12 protein-coding genes and 2 pseudogenes are annotated in these 14,547 nt (G+C 65.5%); 1 reads left to right on the top strand and 13 read right to left on the bottom strand.

The window, feature by feature from the left end; translation table 11 throughout:
* The 6 genes and pseudogenes from P3W97_RS00275 to P3W97_RS00250 all read right to left on the bottom strand — a co-directional run.
* Positions 1-141 (bottom strand): annotated as a pseudogene (locus tag P3W97_RS00275) (IS3 family transposase); the annotation flags it as partial.
* A gap of 15 nt (positions 142-156) precedes the next feature.
* Positions 157-399, bottom strand: a pseudogene (locus tag P3W97_RS00270) (transposase); the annotation flags it as partial.
* Positions 400-654: 255 nt separating this feature from the next.
* Positions 655-2,271, bottom strand: coding sequence for a glutamine-hydrolyzing GMP synthase (gene guaA, locus P3W97_RS00265; protein WP_300842988.1), 1,617 nt, complete (start codon positions 2,269-2,271; stop codon positions 655-657).
* 71 nt (positions 2,272-2,342) lie between these two features.
* A complete protein-coding gene (guaB, locus tag P3W97_RS00260) occupies positions 2,343-3,815 on the bottom strand; it encodes an IMP dehydrogenase (protein WP_300842987.1) in 1,473 nt (490 codons plus the stop codon).
* A gap of 86 nt (positions 3,816-3,901) precedes the next feature.
* Positions 3,902-4,216: an RnfH family protein gene (locus tag P3W97_RS00255; RefSeq protein WP_300842986.1), complete on the bottom strand. Its 315-nt coding sequence runs from the start codon at positions 4,214-4,216 to the stop codon at positions 3,902-3,904.
* Between the two features lie 3 nt (positions 4,217-4,219).
* Positions 4,220-4,675 (bottom strand): type II toxin-antitoxin system RatA family toxin, encoded by a 456-nt coding sequence (locus P3W97_RS00250; protein ID WP_300842985.1) that lies wholly within the window; start codon positions 4,673-4,675, stop codon positions 4,220-4,222.
* 33 nt (positions 4,676-4,708) lie between these two features.
* On the opposite strand from P3W97_RS00250, the gene smpB reads away from it, so the two are divergent.
* Positions 4,709-5,191, top strand: a complete 483-nt coding sequence (gene smpB, locus P3W97_RS00245; protein ID WP_300842984.1) for an SsrA-binding protein SmpB — start codon at positions 4,709-4,711, stop codon at positions 5,189-5,191.
* A 3-nt stretch (positions 5,192-5,194) separates the two neighbouring features.
* Here smpB and P3W97_RS00240 read toward each other — a convergent pair whose 3' ends face one another.
* The 7 genes from P3W97_RS00240 to P3W97_RS00210 are packed head-to-tail and all read right to left on the bottom strand — an operon-like array spanning position 5,195 to position 14,414.
* Positions 5,195-6,325 carry an enoyl-CoA hydratase/isomerase family protein gene (locus P3W97_RS00240; RefSeq protein WP_300842983.1) on the bottom strand — a complete coding sequence of 377 codons (1,131 nt, stop codon included), beginning with the start codon at positions 6,323-6,325 and terminating at the stop codon, positions 5,195-5,197.
* Between the two features lie 17 nt (positions 6,326-6,342).
* A complete protein-coding gene (typA, locus tag P3W97_RS00235; RefSeq protein WP_300842982.1) occupies positions 6,343-8,178 on the bottom strand; it encodes a translational GTPase TypA in 1,836 nt (611 codons plus the stop codon).
* Positions 8,175-9,134 carry a tRNA pseudouridine(55) synthase TruB gene (gene truB / locus P3W97_RS00230; RefSeq protein ID WP_300842981.1) on the bottom strand — a complete coding sequence of 320 codons (960 nt, stop codon included), beginning with the start codon at positions 9,132-9,134 and terminating at the stop codon, positions 8,175-8,177. Before truB ends, typA begins: the two co-directional genes overlap by 4 nt.
* Positions 9,131-9,505 carry a 30S ribosome-binding factor RbfA gene (gene rbfA / locus P3W97_RS00225; RefSeq protein WP_300842980.1) on the bottom strand — a complete coding sequence of 125 codons (375 nt, stop codon included), beginning with the start codon at positions 9,503-9,505 and terminating at the stop codon, positions 9,131-9,133. Before rbfA ends, truB begins: the two co-directional genes overlap by 4 nt.
* Positions 9,506-9,514: 9 nt before the next feature.
* Complete coding sequence (gene infB, locus P3W97_RS00220) at positions 9,515-12,433, bottom strand: translation initiation factor IF-2 (RefSeq protein WP_300842979.1); 2,919 nt, start codon at positions 12,431-12,433, stop codon at positions 9,515-9,517.
* A gap of 28 nt (positions 12,434-12,461) precedes the next feature.
* Positions 12,462-13,961, bottom strand: coding sequence for a transcription termination factor NusA (gene nusA / locus P3W97_RS00215; protein ID WP_300842978.1), 1,500 nt, complete (start codon positions 13,959-13,961; stop codon positions 12,462-12,464).
* A gap of 33 nt (positions 13,962-13,994) precedes the next feature.
* Positions 13,995-14,414, bottom strand: a complete 420-nt coding sequence (locus P3W97_RS00210; protein WP_300842977.1) for a ribosome maturation factor RimP — start codon at positions 14,412-14,414, stop codon at positions 13,995-13,997.
* Between the last annotated feature and the right edge of the window lie 133 nt (positions 14,415-14,547).

The following is a 14,547-nucleotide window of genomic DNA, read 5'->3' as shown; positions in this document are numbered from 1 at the left end:
GGGCGTGATGCCGTATTCCGTCAGCACGTCCCTGAAGTCCTGGCTGGCGTATTGACTGCTTCTGTCGCTGTGGAAGATCAGCCCGGCTGTCACCACCGCCAGGAACCGCCAGCCTTCGTCCGTGTGGATGCAGGTGATGTTCCTCGCTCAGACCGGGTCGGTCTCCATCTTGACGCGCGCCAGCGCGTCCCGCAGCCGGCAGATCTCCATCAGCTCTGCGCTCACGACCATGCTCTCAGCTCCTTTGAGCTTGCCCTGTCGGCCAGCCTTGACCCAGTTGAACAGCGTCCGCTCCACCACGCCCAGCTACCTGGCCGCTGCCGCAATGCTCTGCCCGCCGCTGACCAGCCGTACAGCTTTGCACTCCAGCGTGTCGCACGCCCGCACGGTCTTCGTCATTTCCGTACTCCTTGCTTGCGTTGAAACACTCAGCAAGAGGTGCGTTTTTCGGGCCAAGTTCAATGCGGCAGCGGTTGGGGTCTTGCACCCGCACCGGGTCAGCCTCCACGCCGAAGTGTGGAAAACGTATCGCTTTGATGGCATCGCGGTCTTATCATTTCGATACGTTGATCATCGTGGTCAACGAGTATTGGCGCGCACAGCACTGGGTAAGTCTTCATGCCCGCGAGCATTCAACGGGGGTCAGACGCCGAATCATTCCCACTCGATCGTCGCTGGCGGCTTGGAGCTGACGTCGTAGGTAACGCGGTTGATGCCGCGCACCTCGTTGATGATGCGGCTGGAGACGCGCTTGAGCAGGCTGTAGGGCAGCTCGGCCCAGTCGGCGGTCATGAAATCGCTGGTCTGCACCGCACGCAGCGCCACCACGTAGTCGTAGGTGCGGCCGTCACCCATCACGCCGACGCTCTTGACCGGCAGGAATACCGCAAACGCCTGGCTGGTCAGGTCGTACCAGCTCCGGCCGGAGTTCGGCTCGATGGTGGAACGCAGTTCCTCGATGAAGATGGCGTCGGCCCGACGCAGCAGGTCGGCGTATTCCTTCTTCACCTCGCCCAGGATGCGCACACCCAGGCCCGGCCCGGGGAAAGGGTGGCGGTAGACCATGTCGTGCGGCAGGCCCAGCGCCACACCGAGCTCGCGCACCTCGTCCTTGAACAGGTCGCGCAGTGGCTCCAAGAGCTTTAAGCCCAGCTGCTCGGGCAGGCCGCCGACGTTGTGGTGGCTCTTGATCGTGACGGCCTTTTTGCTCTTGGCACCACCCGACTCGATCACGTCCGGATAGATGGTGCCCTGCGCCAGCCACTGCACGCCCTTGGAGCCCGGGCGCGCGGCTTTGAGCTTTTCGGCCTCGGCCTTGAAGACCTCGACGAACAGCCGGCCGATGATCTTGCGCTTCTGCTCGGGGTCGGTGACGCCGGCGAGCTCGCGCAGGAAGCGTTCACTCGCATCCACCCGGATCACCTTGGCGTGGAGCTTGCCGGCGAACATGTCCATCACCGTGTCGCCTTCGTGCAGGCGCAGCAGGCCGTGATCGACGAAGACGCATGTGAGCCGCTCGCCGATGGCGCGATGGATGAGCGCTGCGGCTACCGACGAATCGACCCCGCCCGACAGGCCGAGCAGCACCTCCTCGTCGCCGACCTGGGCGCGGATGGCCGCCACGGCCTCCTCGATGTGGTCGCGCATGATCCAGTCGGGCTGAGCGCCACAAATCTCTAGCACGAAGCGCTCCAGGATGGCACGGCCCTGTACGGTATGCGTCACCTCCGGGTGGAACTGCACACCGTAGAAGTGCCGCGTCTCGTCGGCCATGCCGGCGATCGGACAGGCGTCGGTGCTGGCCATCAGCTTGAAGCCGGGCGGCATTTGGGTGACTTTGTCGCCGTGGCTCATCCACACCTTGAGCATGCCGTGCCCCTCGGGGGTGTGGAAGTCGGCGATGTCCTTGAGCAGCGCCGTGTGACCACGCGCGCGCACTTCGGCATAGCCAAACTCCCGATGGGGCGAACCTTCCACTTTGCCCCCGAGCTGCTGTGCCATCGTCTGCATGCCGTAGCAGATGCCCAAGACCGGTACACCGAGCTCGAACACCGCGTCTGGCGCGCGGTCGTCCACCTCGTAGACACTGGCGTGGCTACCGGACAGGATGACGCCCTTGAGCCGCCTGTCGGCGGCGTACTGCCGCACCCACTCGCTGCTGACGTCGCAGGGGTGCACCTCGCAATAGACATGCGCTTCGCGCACGCGCCGTGCGATCAGCTGCGTCACCTGGGAGCCGAAGTCGAGGATGAGAATCTTGTCGTGGTTCATCGGGTCGTGTCCGTGGCGGAGCCGCCAAAGCGAAGGGCCGCCTCGCTGGCGGCCCTCGGTACGGCGTCGCGTCAATCCAGGCGATAGTTCGGCGCTTCCTTGGTGATCTGCACGTCGTGCACATGGCTCTCACGAATGCCGGCGGCCGTGATCTCCACGAAAGCGGCCTTGTCGTGCAACTCGGCGATACTGGCGCAGCCACAGTAACCCAGTGCTGCGCGAATGCCGCCGGCCATTTGGAAGATGATGGCCACCACCGAGCCTTTGTACGGCACACGGCCCTCGATGCCCTCGGGCACCAGTTTGTCGGCGTTGGGGTTGGCCGCCTGGTCGTTCTCCTGGAAGTAGCGGTCCGCGCTGCCGGCCCTCATCGCACCGATCGAGCCCATGCCGCGGTAGCTCTTGTAACTGCGGCCCTGGTACAAGATGACCTCGCCGGGCGCCTCCTCGGTGCCGGCGAACATGCCCCCCATCATCACGCAGTGCGCACCGGCCGCCAGCGCCTTGGCGATATCGCCGCTGTAGCGGATACCGCCGTCGGCGATCAACGGAACGCCCGTGCCCTCGAGCGCGGTGGCCACGTTGTCGATGGCGGTGATCTGCGGCACGCCAACACCCGCCACGATGCGGGTGGTGCAGATGGAGCCCGGGCCGATGCCGACCTTGACCGCATCCGCCCCAGCCTCCACCAACGCGCGGGCGGCCTCGCCGGTGGCGATATTGCCGCCGACGACTTGCACCTGTGGGAAGTGGTGCTTGACCCAGCGCACACGTTCCAGCACACCCTTGCTGTGACCATGCGCGGTATCGACCACGATCACGTCCACGCCGGCCTTGACCAGCGCCTCGACGCGCTCATCAGTACCAGGGCCCACGCCCACCGCAGCGCCGACACGCAACCGGCCGTTGTCGTCGCGCGCGGCGTTGGGGAAGTTGAGCTGCTTGGTGATGTCCTTGACGGTGATCAGGCCCTTGAGCTCGAAGGCGTCGTTGACCACCAACAGCCGCTCCAGCTTGTGCTTGTTCAGCAAAGCCTTGGCGGTCTCGGGCGTGGTGCCCTCGGGCACGGTGACCAACCGCTCGCGTGGCGTCATGATCTCGCGCACCGGTGCATCCATGCGCGTCTCGAAACGCAGGTCGCGCCCGGTGACGATGCCGACCACCTTGCCACCATCCACCACTGGAAAGCCCGAGACGCCCAGCTCGTCCGACAGCTTGACGACCTGGCGCACCGTGGTGTCCGGGCGAATGACCACCGGGTCTCGCAACACGCCAGATTCGTATCGTTTCACCTTGGCGACCTGGGCAGCCTGTTCCTGCGCTGACAGGTTCTTGTGAATGATGCCGATGCCACCCTCTTGTGCGATGGCTATGGCCAGGCGCGCCTCGGTGACGGTGTCCATCGCGGCCGACACCAACGGTAGGTTGAGGGTGATGTCGCGGGTCAGGCGGGTGGACAGCGACGTGTCTTTGGGCAGAACTTGCGAGTACGCGGGGACCAACAACACATCGTCGAAGGTCAACGCTTTTCCGAGCAGACGCATGGAATGGGCTCCAAAAGCCATATTGTATTCGGGGCATGGGCCTGAGACGCCAGACAGACTGCCCGGAGGAAGGCCGGCCGGGCGCGTCAACGCTTGGGGGTGCGCGCAAACAAACCTGCCGTGCGCGCCCCCTGCCGTTGGAAACGTTCCCGCCGCGCCACCTTGGGGTCGACCCGCAGCGGGCGTGTCAGCTCCAGCCGGTCCCCCTCGCGCAGCGGCGTATCCAGCGACACGCGCCGGCCCCAGACGCTCGCCGCCCACCCATTCGACCTTGCATCGATCGGCTCGAGACTCCAGCCGACGTCGGCCAGCGCTTGCGCCACTGTGGCGCCGTCAGGGAGTTCTCGCGTCGTCTCCTGCACCTGCCGGGGTGCAAGGGCCCTAACCACGGTCACGCGCATGACTCACTGCCCATCTCGTGCCCCGTACACCTGGTCGGCTCGCTTGACGAAGGCATCCACCAGGGAGTCTGCGATGCGGTCGAATACCGGCCCCACCAAGGCCGCCAGCACGCTGCTGGAAAAACCGTAGCGCAGCGAAAACTCGATCTTGCAGGCGTGCGCGTCGCCAACGGGTATGAACTCCCAATGCCCTTCCAACTGCGAGAACGGCCCCTCCACCAGGCGCAAGTGGATGCGCCGATCAGCCTCGTGGACATTGCGAGTGGTGAAGCTCTTGCGCACGCCACCGAAGGCCATACCGATCGAGGCCACCATGCCATCTGGGGTGCGTTCGAGCACCCGTCCAGACGCGCACCACGGCAAAAATTCGGGATAGCGTTCCACGTCGCTGACGAGCTCGAACATCTCGTGCGGGCTGTGCCAAACGAGCACGGACTTGCGAACGGTTTTCGGTTTCATACAATCGTCGGCCCCGATCGGATTGTAGGTCCCATGTCTGCCCCAAAGCTCAAAGCTGCCACCAATGCCCGCATCGCCGAGAACAAAAAGGCGTTCTTCAACTACCACATCGAAGAGCGTTTCGAGGCGGGTGTTGTCCTGCAGGGCTGGGAGGTCAAGGCCATCCGCGAGGGCAAAGTGCAGATCACCGAGGGCTATGTCGTCGTGCGCGATGGCGAACTGTTTCTGATCGGCTGTCTGATCCATCCGCTGCGCAGCACATCCACGCACATCCGCGCAGACGCCGACCGTACCCGCAAACTGCTGATGCACAAGGCCGAAATCCGACGCCTGATCGGTAAGGTGGAGCAAAAGGGCTACACCTTGGTGCCGCTAAACCTGCACTGGAAGAACGGTCGCGTCAAGTGCGAGATCGCGCTGGCGCGCGGCAAGGCGCTGCACGACAAACGCGACACCATCAAAGAGCGCGAAGGCAAGCGCGAGGTGGAGCGCGCGCTCAAACACCGCATGCGCTGAGCCTCAGGGCAGGTGTCTGAGCGGGTGCGCATGCGCGGGCCAGGGGCTGTCGAAGAACGGGGCCACCATCGCGGCCGTGACGTCTTCGATGCGCGACGGGTTCCAGTGCGGCCGCCGGTCCTTGTCCACCGCCAGGGCACGGATGCCCTCGACCGCCTCCCCCTCGGCCGGCGAGCGCCCGAGATGGCGGGGATGGAAACAATGCCGCACCAGGTCCCGCTCCAGGCGCAAATCCTCGGCCAGGGCCAGGCCGCGCGCGCGCCGCAACTGCTCCAGTACCACATGCAGCATCAGCGGGCTGCGCAGGCGCAGCGTGGCCAGGGCCTGTGCGGCCGCGTCCGTGCCCGCCGCCTCAAGCGCTTGCACGATGCCCGTCACGCTATCGGCACCAAAGGCGGCATCCACCTCCGGTGCCAACGGCGCCACCGTGCGAGGCCCAGTGCTGCGCCAGCCTTCCCGCGCTGTCCAGCTGCGCCAGGCGGCCTCGAACGCCTCGGGGCTGTCTGCCTGCACGGTGGCGAGTGCGTCCCACGCGCGCGGCAAGTCCGCTGCGGGGGCAGCCACATCGGCCAGGCCCCAAGCCAGCGCCGCATCCGCCCCGATCACCACCCCGGTCAGCCCCAGATACTGCCCAACATGACCCGGGCAGCGGCTCAGGAAGTACCCCCCGCCGACGTCCGGAAACAGTCCGATCTGGGTCTCCGGCATGGCCATCTTGGTCCGCTCGGTGACGACGCGGCAGCGCCCACCCTGGCTGATGCCCATGCCGCCGCCCATGACGATGCCGTCCATGAAGGCGATGTAGGGCTTGGGATAGGTGAAGATCAGATGGTTGAGGGTGTACTCCTCGGTAAAGAAGTCCTCCAGCCGAGGATCACCCGCGAGCGCCGCTTGATGGAAGAAGCGGATATCCCCGCCCGCGCAGAAAGCTCCGAACGGCCCGTCTTTGGAGGTGCCGCGAATTGCCACCGCCACCACGGCGGGATCATCGCGCCACGCGAGCAACGCTTCGGTGAGCGAGCGGATCATGCCGAGATCCAAGGCGTTGAGGGCGCGGGGCCGGTCGAGGGTGATGCGCCCGACGCCGTTGGGCGTGCGCTCGATGTGGACGAAATCGCTCCAACGCGAGGTCATGGGGTGTCTCCTGGATATCAAGTGCCTTCCCGCGCAGCGCGCTTGCGCTCATGTTCCTTCAGGTAGCGCTTGCGCAGGCGGATGCTCTTCGGCGTGATTTCCACCAGTTCGTCATCCTCGATGAACTCGACCGCATACTCCAGCGTCAGCTCGATGGGGGGGGTGATCTTGATCGCATCCTCCTTGCCCGAGACGCGAAAATTGGTCAGCTGCTTGGTGCGCGTGGCATTGACCACCAGGTCGTTGTCGCGGTTGTGTATGCCGACGATCATGCCCTCGTACACCGGATCGCCGGCCTTGACGAACATGCGGCCGCGGTCATCGAGCTTGCCCAGCGCGTAGGTGAAGATCTCGCCGTCGTCCATAGAGATCAACACCCCGTTCTTGCGCCCGCCGATGTCGCCTTTGTGCGGTTCGTAGCCGTCGAAGATGTTGGAGATCAGGCCCGAGCCGCGCGTGAGGTTGAGAAATTCGTTCGAAAAACCGATCAGTCCGCGCGCCGGGATGCGGTACTCCAGCCGCACACGCCCGCGTCCGTCCGGCTCCATATTGACCAGCTCGCCCTTGCGCTCACCCAGCGCCTGCATCACGCCGCCCTGGTGCTGCTCCTCGACGTCGCAGGTCACCAGTTCGATCGGCTCGCAGCGCACGCCGTCGATCTCTTTGAACACGACGCGCGGCTTGCTCACGGCCAGCTCATAGCCCTCGCGGCGCATATTCTCAAGCAGTATGGTCAGGTGCAGCTCGCCCCGGCCCGAGACCTCGAACACCCCGTCCTCGCCTGTCTCGCGCACGCGCAATGCCACGTTGGATTGCAGCTCCTTTTGCAGCCGGTCCCAGATCTGCCGGCTGGTGACGAACTTGCCCTCGCGCCCAGCCAGTGGCGAGGTGTTGACGCAAAAATTCATCGTCAGCGTCGGCTCGTCGATCTTGAGCATGGGAAGCGGCCGCGGGTTGGCGATATCGGTGACCGTCACACCGATGCCGATCTCGTCGATGCCATTGATCAGCACGATGTCGCCCGGCCCGGCTTCGCTCACCTGCACCCGATCCAGCCCCTGGAACTTGTGCACCTGGTTGATGCGACCCTTGAACTGTCGGCCGTCTGGCCCCTCCATGACCAGCACATCCATCGCTGGCCGCAGCGTCCCGGCGTTGATGCGCCCCACGCCGATGCGGCCAACGAAACTGTTGTAGTCCAGTGCCGAAATTTGCAGTTGCAGCGGCGCGGCCGGGTCGCCCTCGTGGGCGGGCACATGTTTGAGGATGGTCTCGAACAGCGCAGACATATCCGGCCCCCAGCGCTCGCCCGGCGCGCCCTCGGTCAGCGACGACCAGCCGTTGATGCCCGAGGCGTATACCACCGGAAAATCCAGCTGCTCGTCGGTGGCCCCCAACTTGTCGAACAGGTCGAACGCAGCGTTGATCACCTTGTCGCAGTTGGCCCCGGGCTTGTCGACCTTGTTGACCACCACGATGGGCTTGAGGCCCAGCGCCAGCGCCTTCTTGGTCACGAAGCGTGTCTGTGGCATCGGCCCTTCCTGGGCATCGATCAGCAACAGCACACCATCCACCATGGACAGCGCACGCTCGACTTCCCCGCCAAAGTCGGCGTGGCCCGGTGTGTCCACGATATTGATGTGCGTGTCCTTCCAGCGCACGGCGCAGTTTTTGGCCAGAATCGTGATGCCGCGCTCGCGCTCGAGCGCGTTGCTGTCCATGACCGTGTCCTCCACCTTCTCGTGGGCGGCAAAGGTACCGGACTGGCGCAGCAGTTGGTCGACCATGGTGGTTTTGCCGTGGTCGACGTGGGCGATGATCGCGATGTTGCGAATCGGAGGGCGGGAGGTCATGGTGCAGCTTGTTGCAGATATTGGGAAACTTCGGTGGGCGCGAGCAGGCGCGCCGGAATCAATTCGCCACCGACACAGCGGGCCGTGCCCAGCAGGGCGCGTGGGCGGTCGCCAAACACGGCGACCAGTTCAGCGGGCGGCCACGGGCCGCGCCGGCGCAAACCGCTCAGAAAACGGCCCGCCTCACGCTCATCCAGCACGACGCGCGGCGCGCCCTGCAGCAGGGCCTCGGGCGGCAGCAGGCAGCGCAGGCGCTGCGGCAGGGACAGGGCTTGCAGCGCATCCAGCGTGATCGCCTGCTGCAGCGTCAACCCTCCGGTGGCGGTGCGCCGCAGCGCGCTCAGATGCGCGCCACAGCCCAGCGCCGCGCCAATGTCCTCGGCCAGCGTGCGCACGTAGGTGCCTTTGCTGCAGCGTACCTGCAGGCGCAGCGCGGCGGGGTCATCGGGCAGCGGCTCCAGCGTCAATGCATGGATCGTCACGCGACGCGGCGCGCGCTCGACCTCGATGCCCGCGCGCGCATACTCGTACAGCGCCTTGCCGTCTTTCTTCAGTGCGCTGTGCATCGGTGGAATCTGCTCGATCGCGCCGGTGAAGCGGCGGGCCAACTCGGCCAGCCGCAATGGGCTCAGACGAGCCGCGTCCACCGGCGCGGTGGCGATCACCTCGCCCTCGGCATCGCCGGTGGTGGTGCGAGCCCCAAGACGCAGCACCGCCTCGTAGGCCTTGTCGGCCTCCAGTTGCACCTGTGCGAACTTGGTGGCTGCCCCCAAGCACACGGGCAGCAACCCGCTGGCCAGCGGATCGAGCGTGCCGGTGTGTCCGGCCTTTTCGGCCTCCAGCAGCCATTTGACCTTGGACACCGCCGCCTGCGCCGACAAGCCGACGGGCTTGTCCAGCAGCAGCACCCCATGCACGGGGCGCCGCAGCACCCGTGCACGGGTCTCGGCCGTCATGTCGCGCCCTCGTCCTTACCGCGCGAAGCGACCGCCTTGGCGATCAGGGCATTCATATCTGCAGCTCGCTCGATCGAGCGGTCGTAGATGAAATGCAAGGTCGGCACCGTATGGATGTGTAGCCGCTTGAACAAGGCATTGCGCAAAAAGCCTGCACCCTGATTGAGCGCGTCCTGGCAATCTTGCGGGTCGCCCACCAGCACGCTGAAATACACCTTGGCATGCGCATAGTCGGGCGAGACCTCGACCGCCTGGATGGTGACCATGCCCAAGCGCGGATCCTTGAGCTCGCGCGGAATCAGCTCGCTCAAGTCGCGCTGGATCTGGTCGGCCACCTTGAGGCTGCGGTTGGATACCTTTCTCGTCGCCATGCGAATCTCTTAGAGCGTGCGCGCGACTTCCTTGATCTCGAAGAACTCCAACTGATCCCCTTCCTGGATGTCGTTGTAGTTCTTGAGCTTGATGCCGCACTCGAAGCCTTCCTTGACCTCGCGCACATCGTCCTTGAAGCGCTTGAGCGACTCCAGCTCGCCAGTGTAGATGACCACATTGTCGCGCAGCAGGCGGAAATGCGCGTTGCGCGTGACGTGGCCCTGCGTGACCATACAGCCCGCCACCGTGCCGATCTTGGAGGCGACGAAAACGCTGCGGATCTCGGCCATGCCGATGACTTCCTCACGCTTCTCGGGCGCCAGCAGCCCCGCCATCGCCGCCTTCAGATCATCGACCGCGTCGTAGATGATGTTGTAGTAACGGATCTCGACGTCGCTGGCTTCGGCTGCCTTGCGCGCATTCGCATCCGCGCGCACATTGAAGCCGATGACGATGGCCTTGGAGGCGATCGCCAGGTTGACGTCGGATTCGCTGATGCCGCCCACGCCCGCATACACGAGCTGGACCCGCACCTCGTCGGTGGAGAGTTTGAGCAGCGCGGCCGAAAGCGCCTCCTGAGAGCCTTGCACGTCCGCCTTGATGATGATGGGCAAGGTCTTGACCTCGCCGGCCGCCATCTCGGCAAACATATTTTCCAGCTTGGCCGCCTGCTGCTTGGCCAGCTTGGTGCTGCGGTACTTGCCGGCGCGGTAGGTGGCGATTTCACGCGCCCGACGCTCATCGGCCATCACCATGAAGTCGTCGCCCGCCAGTGGCACCTCGGCCAGGCCCTGGATCTCCACGGGGATGGACGGCCCGGCTTCCTTGACCTGGCGGCCAGCCTCGTCGAGCATGGCGCGTACACGCCCGTAGGTTTGACCGGCCAGCACCACATCGCCGACGCGCAGCGTGCCCGACTGCACCAGAGCGGTTGCCACAGGGCCGCGACCCTTGTCCAGACGGGCCTCGATCACCAGACCCTTGGCCTTGGCGTCCACCGGGGCCTTGAGCTCCAGCACCTCGGCCTGCAGCAGCACGTTTTCGAGCAGCTCGTCGATACCCTGGCCGGTCTTGGAGGACACGCCGATGAAGGGCGAATCGCCGCCATACTCCTCGGGCACCACCTCTTCGGCCACCAGCTCCTGCTTGACGCGGTCGGGGTTGGCCTCGGGCTTGTCGATTTTGGTGAGGGCCACCACGATCGGCACACCGGCTGCCTTGGCGTGCTTGATCGCCTCGCGCGTCTGCGGCATCACGCCATCGTCGGCCGCCACCACCAAAATGACGATGTCGGTGGCCTGCGCGCCGCGCGCGCGCATGGCCGTGAAGGCCTCGTGACCCGGCGTGTCCAGGAACGTGACCACGCCGCGCGGCGTCTCCACATGGTACGCACCGATGTGCTGTGTGATACCCCCGGCTTCGCCTGCAGCCACCTTGGCGCGGCGGATATAGTCCAGCAGCGAGGTCTTGCCGTGGTCGACGTGGCCCATGACGGTGACCACCGGCGGTCGAGTTTTTTCTTCGCCCTGGTATAGCACCGCTTCCTCTTCCGAGAAAGCCTCCGGATCGTCCAGCGCCGCAGCGACCGCCTTGTGACCCAATTCCTCGACGACGATCATCGCCGTGTCCTGGTCCAGCGACTGGTTGATGGTCACCATCTGGCCCAGCTTCATGAGCTGCTTGATGACCTCGGACGCCTTGAGCGCCATCTTGTGAGCCAGTTCGGCCACGGTGATGGTCTCGGGAACATGCACTTCGATGACCCGCTGCTCGCTGGTGGAAGCGGCAGAAGGGCCGCGCTCGTCCCGTCCGCCGCGGCTTGGCTTACCCTTTGGCCCGACTCGCCAGTTGCTGCCAGCGCGCACCGGGGCACTGCCGCCGCGTGTCTTGAGCTCCTTCTTTTTGCCAGCCTCGTCCTTCCACGACGAGGACAGCGCCTCGGACTTGACCTCTTTTTTGGCTGCGGGCGCCACGGGTGCGCCGGCAGGCGAACGCGCAGGCGTGCCGGCTGGCTTGTGTAGCGTGCCCTTGATGCCGGGCTTGGCGTCGACCGCAGACTTGGGCTCCTCGGGCTTCTTGGCCACCAGCACTTTGCGGGGCTGAGCCATCATGGCCCGGATGGCTTCGGCCTCGGCCAGCGCCTTGCGACGACGTTCTTCGATTTCGCGTACGCGGGCGTCCTCAGCCGCTTTCTCAGCCGCTTTCTCGGCGGATTGCTGCGCCGCCCGGTGGGCCTGCGCCGCCCGCTCGGCTTCGGCGTGCGCGGCGGCTGTCGGTGCCGCTTCATCGGCTGCCGGCTCGGCCGCCGGTTGCGCCGGGGCTGCGGCCTGGGCGGCACCCGCCTTGCCAGCCGCAGCGGCGACGGCTTCGGCACGGGCTCTCTGGGCAGCCGCCTCACGCTCGGCCCGGGCGCGGGCTTCGGCCGCTTCGCGCGCCAGTCGGGCTTCCTCGGCAGCGCGGGCCTCGGCTTCTTCACGCTCGCGGCGCTTGCGGGCGAGTTCCTCCTCTTCCTGACGCAGACGTTCCGCCTGCAGCCGCGCCTCTTCTTCCAGACGGGCCAGCTCGGCCGCCTGCGCCGCTGCCTGCGCCTGTGCCGCAGCGTCGCTGTCGCGCTGTTCAGCCTCGTCATCGCGTTTGACAAAGGTGCGTTTCTTGCGCACCTCCACCTGGATGGTGCGTGCGCGGCCAGAGGCGTCGGCCTGCTTGATCTCGGTGGTCGAGCGCTTGGTCAGGGTGATCTTGCGCCGCTCCTGCCCGAGTGTTCCGTGGGCGGCCTTGAGGTGGGCGAGCAGGCGCTGCTTGTCCGCCTCGGTGACGGGGTCGCTGCCGGCCCGCTTGTGCACGCCAGCCGCACCGAACTGTTCCAGCAGCAACGAGACGGGTTTGTTCAGTTCGGCCGCGAATTCGGCGACGGTGTTACTCGACATAAAGTGTCCTTCTCCTCGACAGGGCTGCTCACGAACGCGCGGACGATGCGTCGCTGGCGAACCAGTGTTCGCGCGCCTTCATGATCAGGGCCGTCGCTTCTTCGCGGCTCTGTCCCGTGATCTCGACCAATTCGTCGACGGCCAGATCGGCCAAGTCATCGAGCGTGTGCACACCGGACTCGGCCAACTTGGCGATCAGGTCGGTGGTCAGCCCGTCCAGGTCACGCAGGTCCTGCGATACCTCCTCGACGCTTTCCTCTTTGGCGATCTCCATCGTCAGCAGCGCGTCCTTGGCTCGAGCGCGCAACTCATTGACGGTATCCTCGTCGAAGGCTTCGATCTCCAGCATCTCCTGCAATGGAACGTAGGCCACTTCCTCGAGGCTGGCGAAGCCCTCTTCAATCAAAATGTCGGCGATCTCCTCGTCGACATCGAGTTTGCTCATGAACAGCTGCCGCAGCGCCTGGCGTTCTTGGGCTTGTTTCTCCGCCGATTCCTCGGCCGTCATGATGTTGATTTTCCAGCCTGTCAGGTCCGATGCCAACCGCACGTTTTGACCGCCGCGGCCGATGGCGATGGCCAGGTTTTCCTCATCGACGACCACGTCCATCGCATGACGTTCCTCATCCACCACGATGGACTGCACATTGGCCGGCGCCAGCGCGCCGATCACGAACTGGGCCGGGTCATCGCTCCACAGCACGATGTCCACGCGCTCGCCGGCCAGTTCGTTGGTCACGGCATTGACACGCGACCCACGAACCCCCACACAGGTGCCGATGGGGTCGATGCGGCGATCATGCGACAGCACGGCGATCTTGGCCCGGCTGCCCGGATCGCGGGCGCAGGCTTTGATCTCCAGCAGACCCTGCTCGATCTCGGGCACCTCCTGGCGGAACAGCTCGATCATGAAGGCGGGCGAGGCGCGGGACAGCAGAATGGGTGCGCCACGCAAGGTCGGATCCACCTCGATGATGAGAGCGCGCACGCGGTCGCCCGAGCGGAAATTTTCCTTCGGGATCATCTCGCTGCGCTTGAGGCGTCCTTCGACACGGCCACTCTCGACGATCACATCCCCCTTGTCCAGCCGCTTGACGACCCCCACGAAGATTTTGTCGCCGCGCGACAGAAAATCGTTGAGCAGCATCTCCCGCTCGGCATCGCGAATCTTTTGCAGGATGACCTGCTTGGCGGCCATGGCGCCAATGCGGCCGATCGGTACACTCTCGACCGGCTTTTCGATGAAGTCGCCCACCTGGATGCCGGGGTGGTCCTCCACGGCGTCGGAGTACAGCTCCTCGGCATCGGGGTTTTGCAGCCCGGCTTCGTCCGGTACCACTTTCCAGCGCCGGAAAGTCGCGTACGCCCCCGTATCGGGGTCGATCGACACGCGCACATCCACCTCGCCGCCCAGCAGCTTTTTGGTGGCCGACGCCAGCGCGGACTCTACCGCGCCCAACACGACGCGCGGCTCCACGTTCTTCTCGCGCGAGATGGCATCGATCAACATCAACATTTCGCGGTTCATTGCTCTGGCCTGCCTTTCACTGCCTGCGTACTCTTATGCATTACCGGCGGCGCCGCGCGGGCGACGCCCCTTGAAATCCACGATCGGCGCCAGCCGCGCCTCGCGCACCTCGTCGAGCGTGAAGCCGAGCACTTGCACGGCCGCGGGCTCGGCGGCACGGCGCTGCGCCTTGGCAGGGAGCTGGGCGGGCGCGTCCTCGACCAGCTCGAGCTGCCACGCACCGGGCGCCTCGCCGCGGCGCAAGACACCACGAAATTTCTTGCGCCCCGGCGCCACCGCCCCTGCGCCCGCGGCCCCGATGGGGGCGCGCAGGATGTCGTCGACGGTTTCGCCGACGAAGCGCTCGTAGTCTCGGGCGTGGAGCAACGGACGATCGATCCCGGGAGAGCCCACCTCGACGCGACGGGAGTCCACCCCGTCGACCTCCAGCACAAACGCACGCTGGCGCGTCACACGCTCACAAGCTGAGACCCTGAAGACGCGCTCTCTACCATGAAAAGCATCCCAGAGCCACTCTTAGGTCTCCCTCTGAAAGTCGACGGAGGACCGCTCCATGTCCCCCTTGTCGTATCGTAGTCAGAGCACG

Origin of the sequence: Tepidimonas sp., from assembly GCF_029335975.1 — a bacterium.
Taxonomy (GTDB): domain Bacteria; phylum Pseudomonadota; class Gammaproteobacteria; order Burkholderiales; family Burkholderiaceae_C; genus Tepidimonas.
The sequence above is the reverse complement of the archived record's forward strand: the minus strand, read 5'-3'. Positions and strand labels throughout refer to the sequence as shown.

Bases quoted from the DNA above. Each gene is read 5' to 3' on its own strand.
- guaA (WP_300842988.1), bottom strand. From the start codon at position 2,271: ATGAACCACGACAAGATTCTCATCCTCGACTTCGGCTCCCAGGTGACG.
- guaB (WP_300842987.1), bottom strand. From the start codon at position 3,815: ATGCGTCTGCTCGGAAAAGCGTTGACCTTCGACGATGTGTTGTTGGTC.
- P3W97_RS00255 (WP_300842986.1), bottom strand. From the start codon at position 4,216: ATGCGCGTGACCGTGGTTAGGGCCCTTGCACCCCGGCAGGTGCAGGAG.
- P3W97_RS00250 (WP_300842985.1), bottom strand. From the start codon at position 4,675: ATGAAACCGAAAACCGTTCGCAAGTCCGTGCTCGTTTGGCACAGCCCG.
- smpB (WP_300842984.1), top strand. From the start codon at position 4,709: ATGTCTGCCCCAAAGCTCAAAGCTGCCACCAATGCCCGCATCGCCGAG.
- P3W97_RS00240 (WP_300842983.1), bottom strand. From the start codon at position 6,325: ATGACCTCGCGTTGGAGCGATTTCGTCCACATCGAGCGCACGCCCAAC.
- typA (WP_300842982.1), bottom strand. From the start codon at position 8,178: ATGACCTCCCGCCCTCCGATTCGCAACATCGCGATCATCGCCCACGTC.
- truB (WP_300842981.1), bottom strand. From the start codon at position 9,134: ATGACGGCCGAGACCCGTGCACGGGTGCTGCGGCGCCCCGTGCATGGG.
- rbfA (WP_300842980.1), bottom strand. From the start codon at position 9,505: ATGGCGACGAGAAAGGTATCCAACCGCAGCCTCAAGGTGGCCGACCAG.
- infB (WP_300842979.1), bottom strand. From the start codon at position 12,433: ATGTCGAGTAACACCGTCGCCGAATTCGCGGCCGAACTGAACAAACCC.
- nusA (WP_300842978.1), bottom strand. From the start codon at position 13,961: ATGAACCGCGAAATGTTGATGTTGATCGATGCCATCTCGCGCGAGAAG.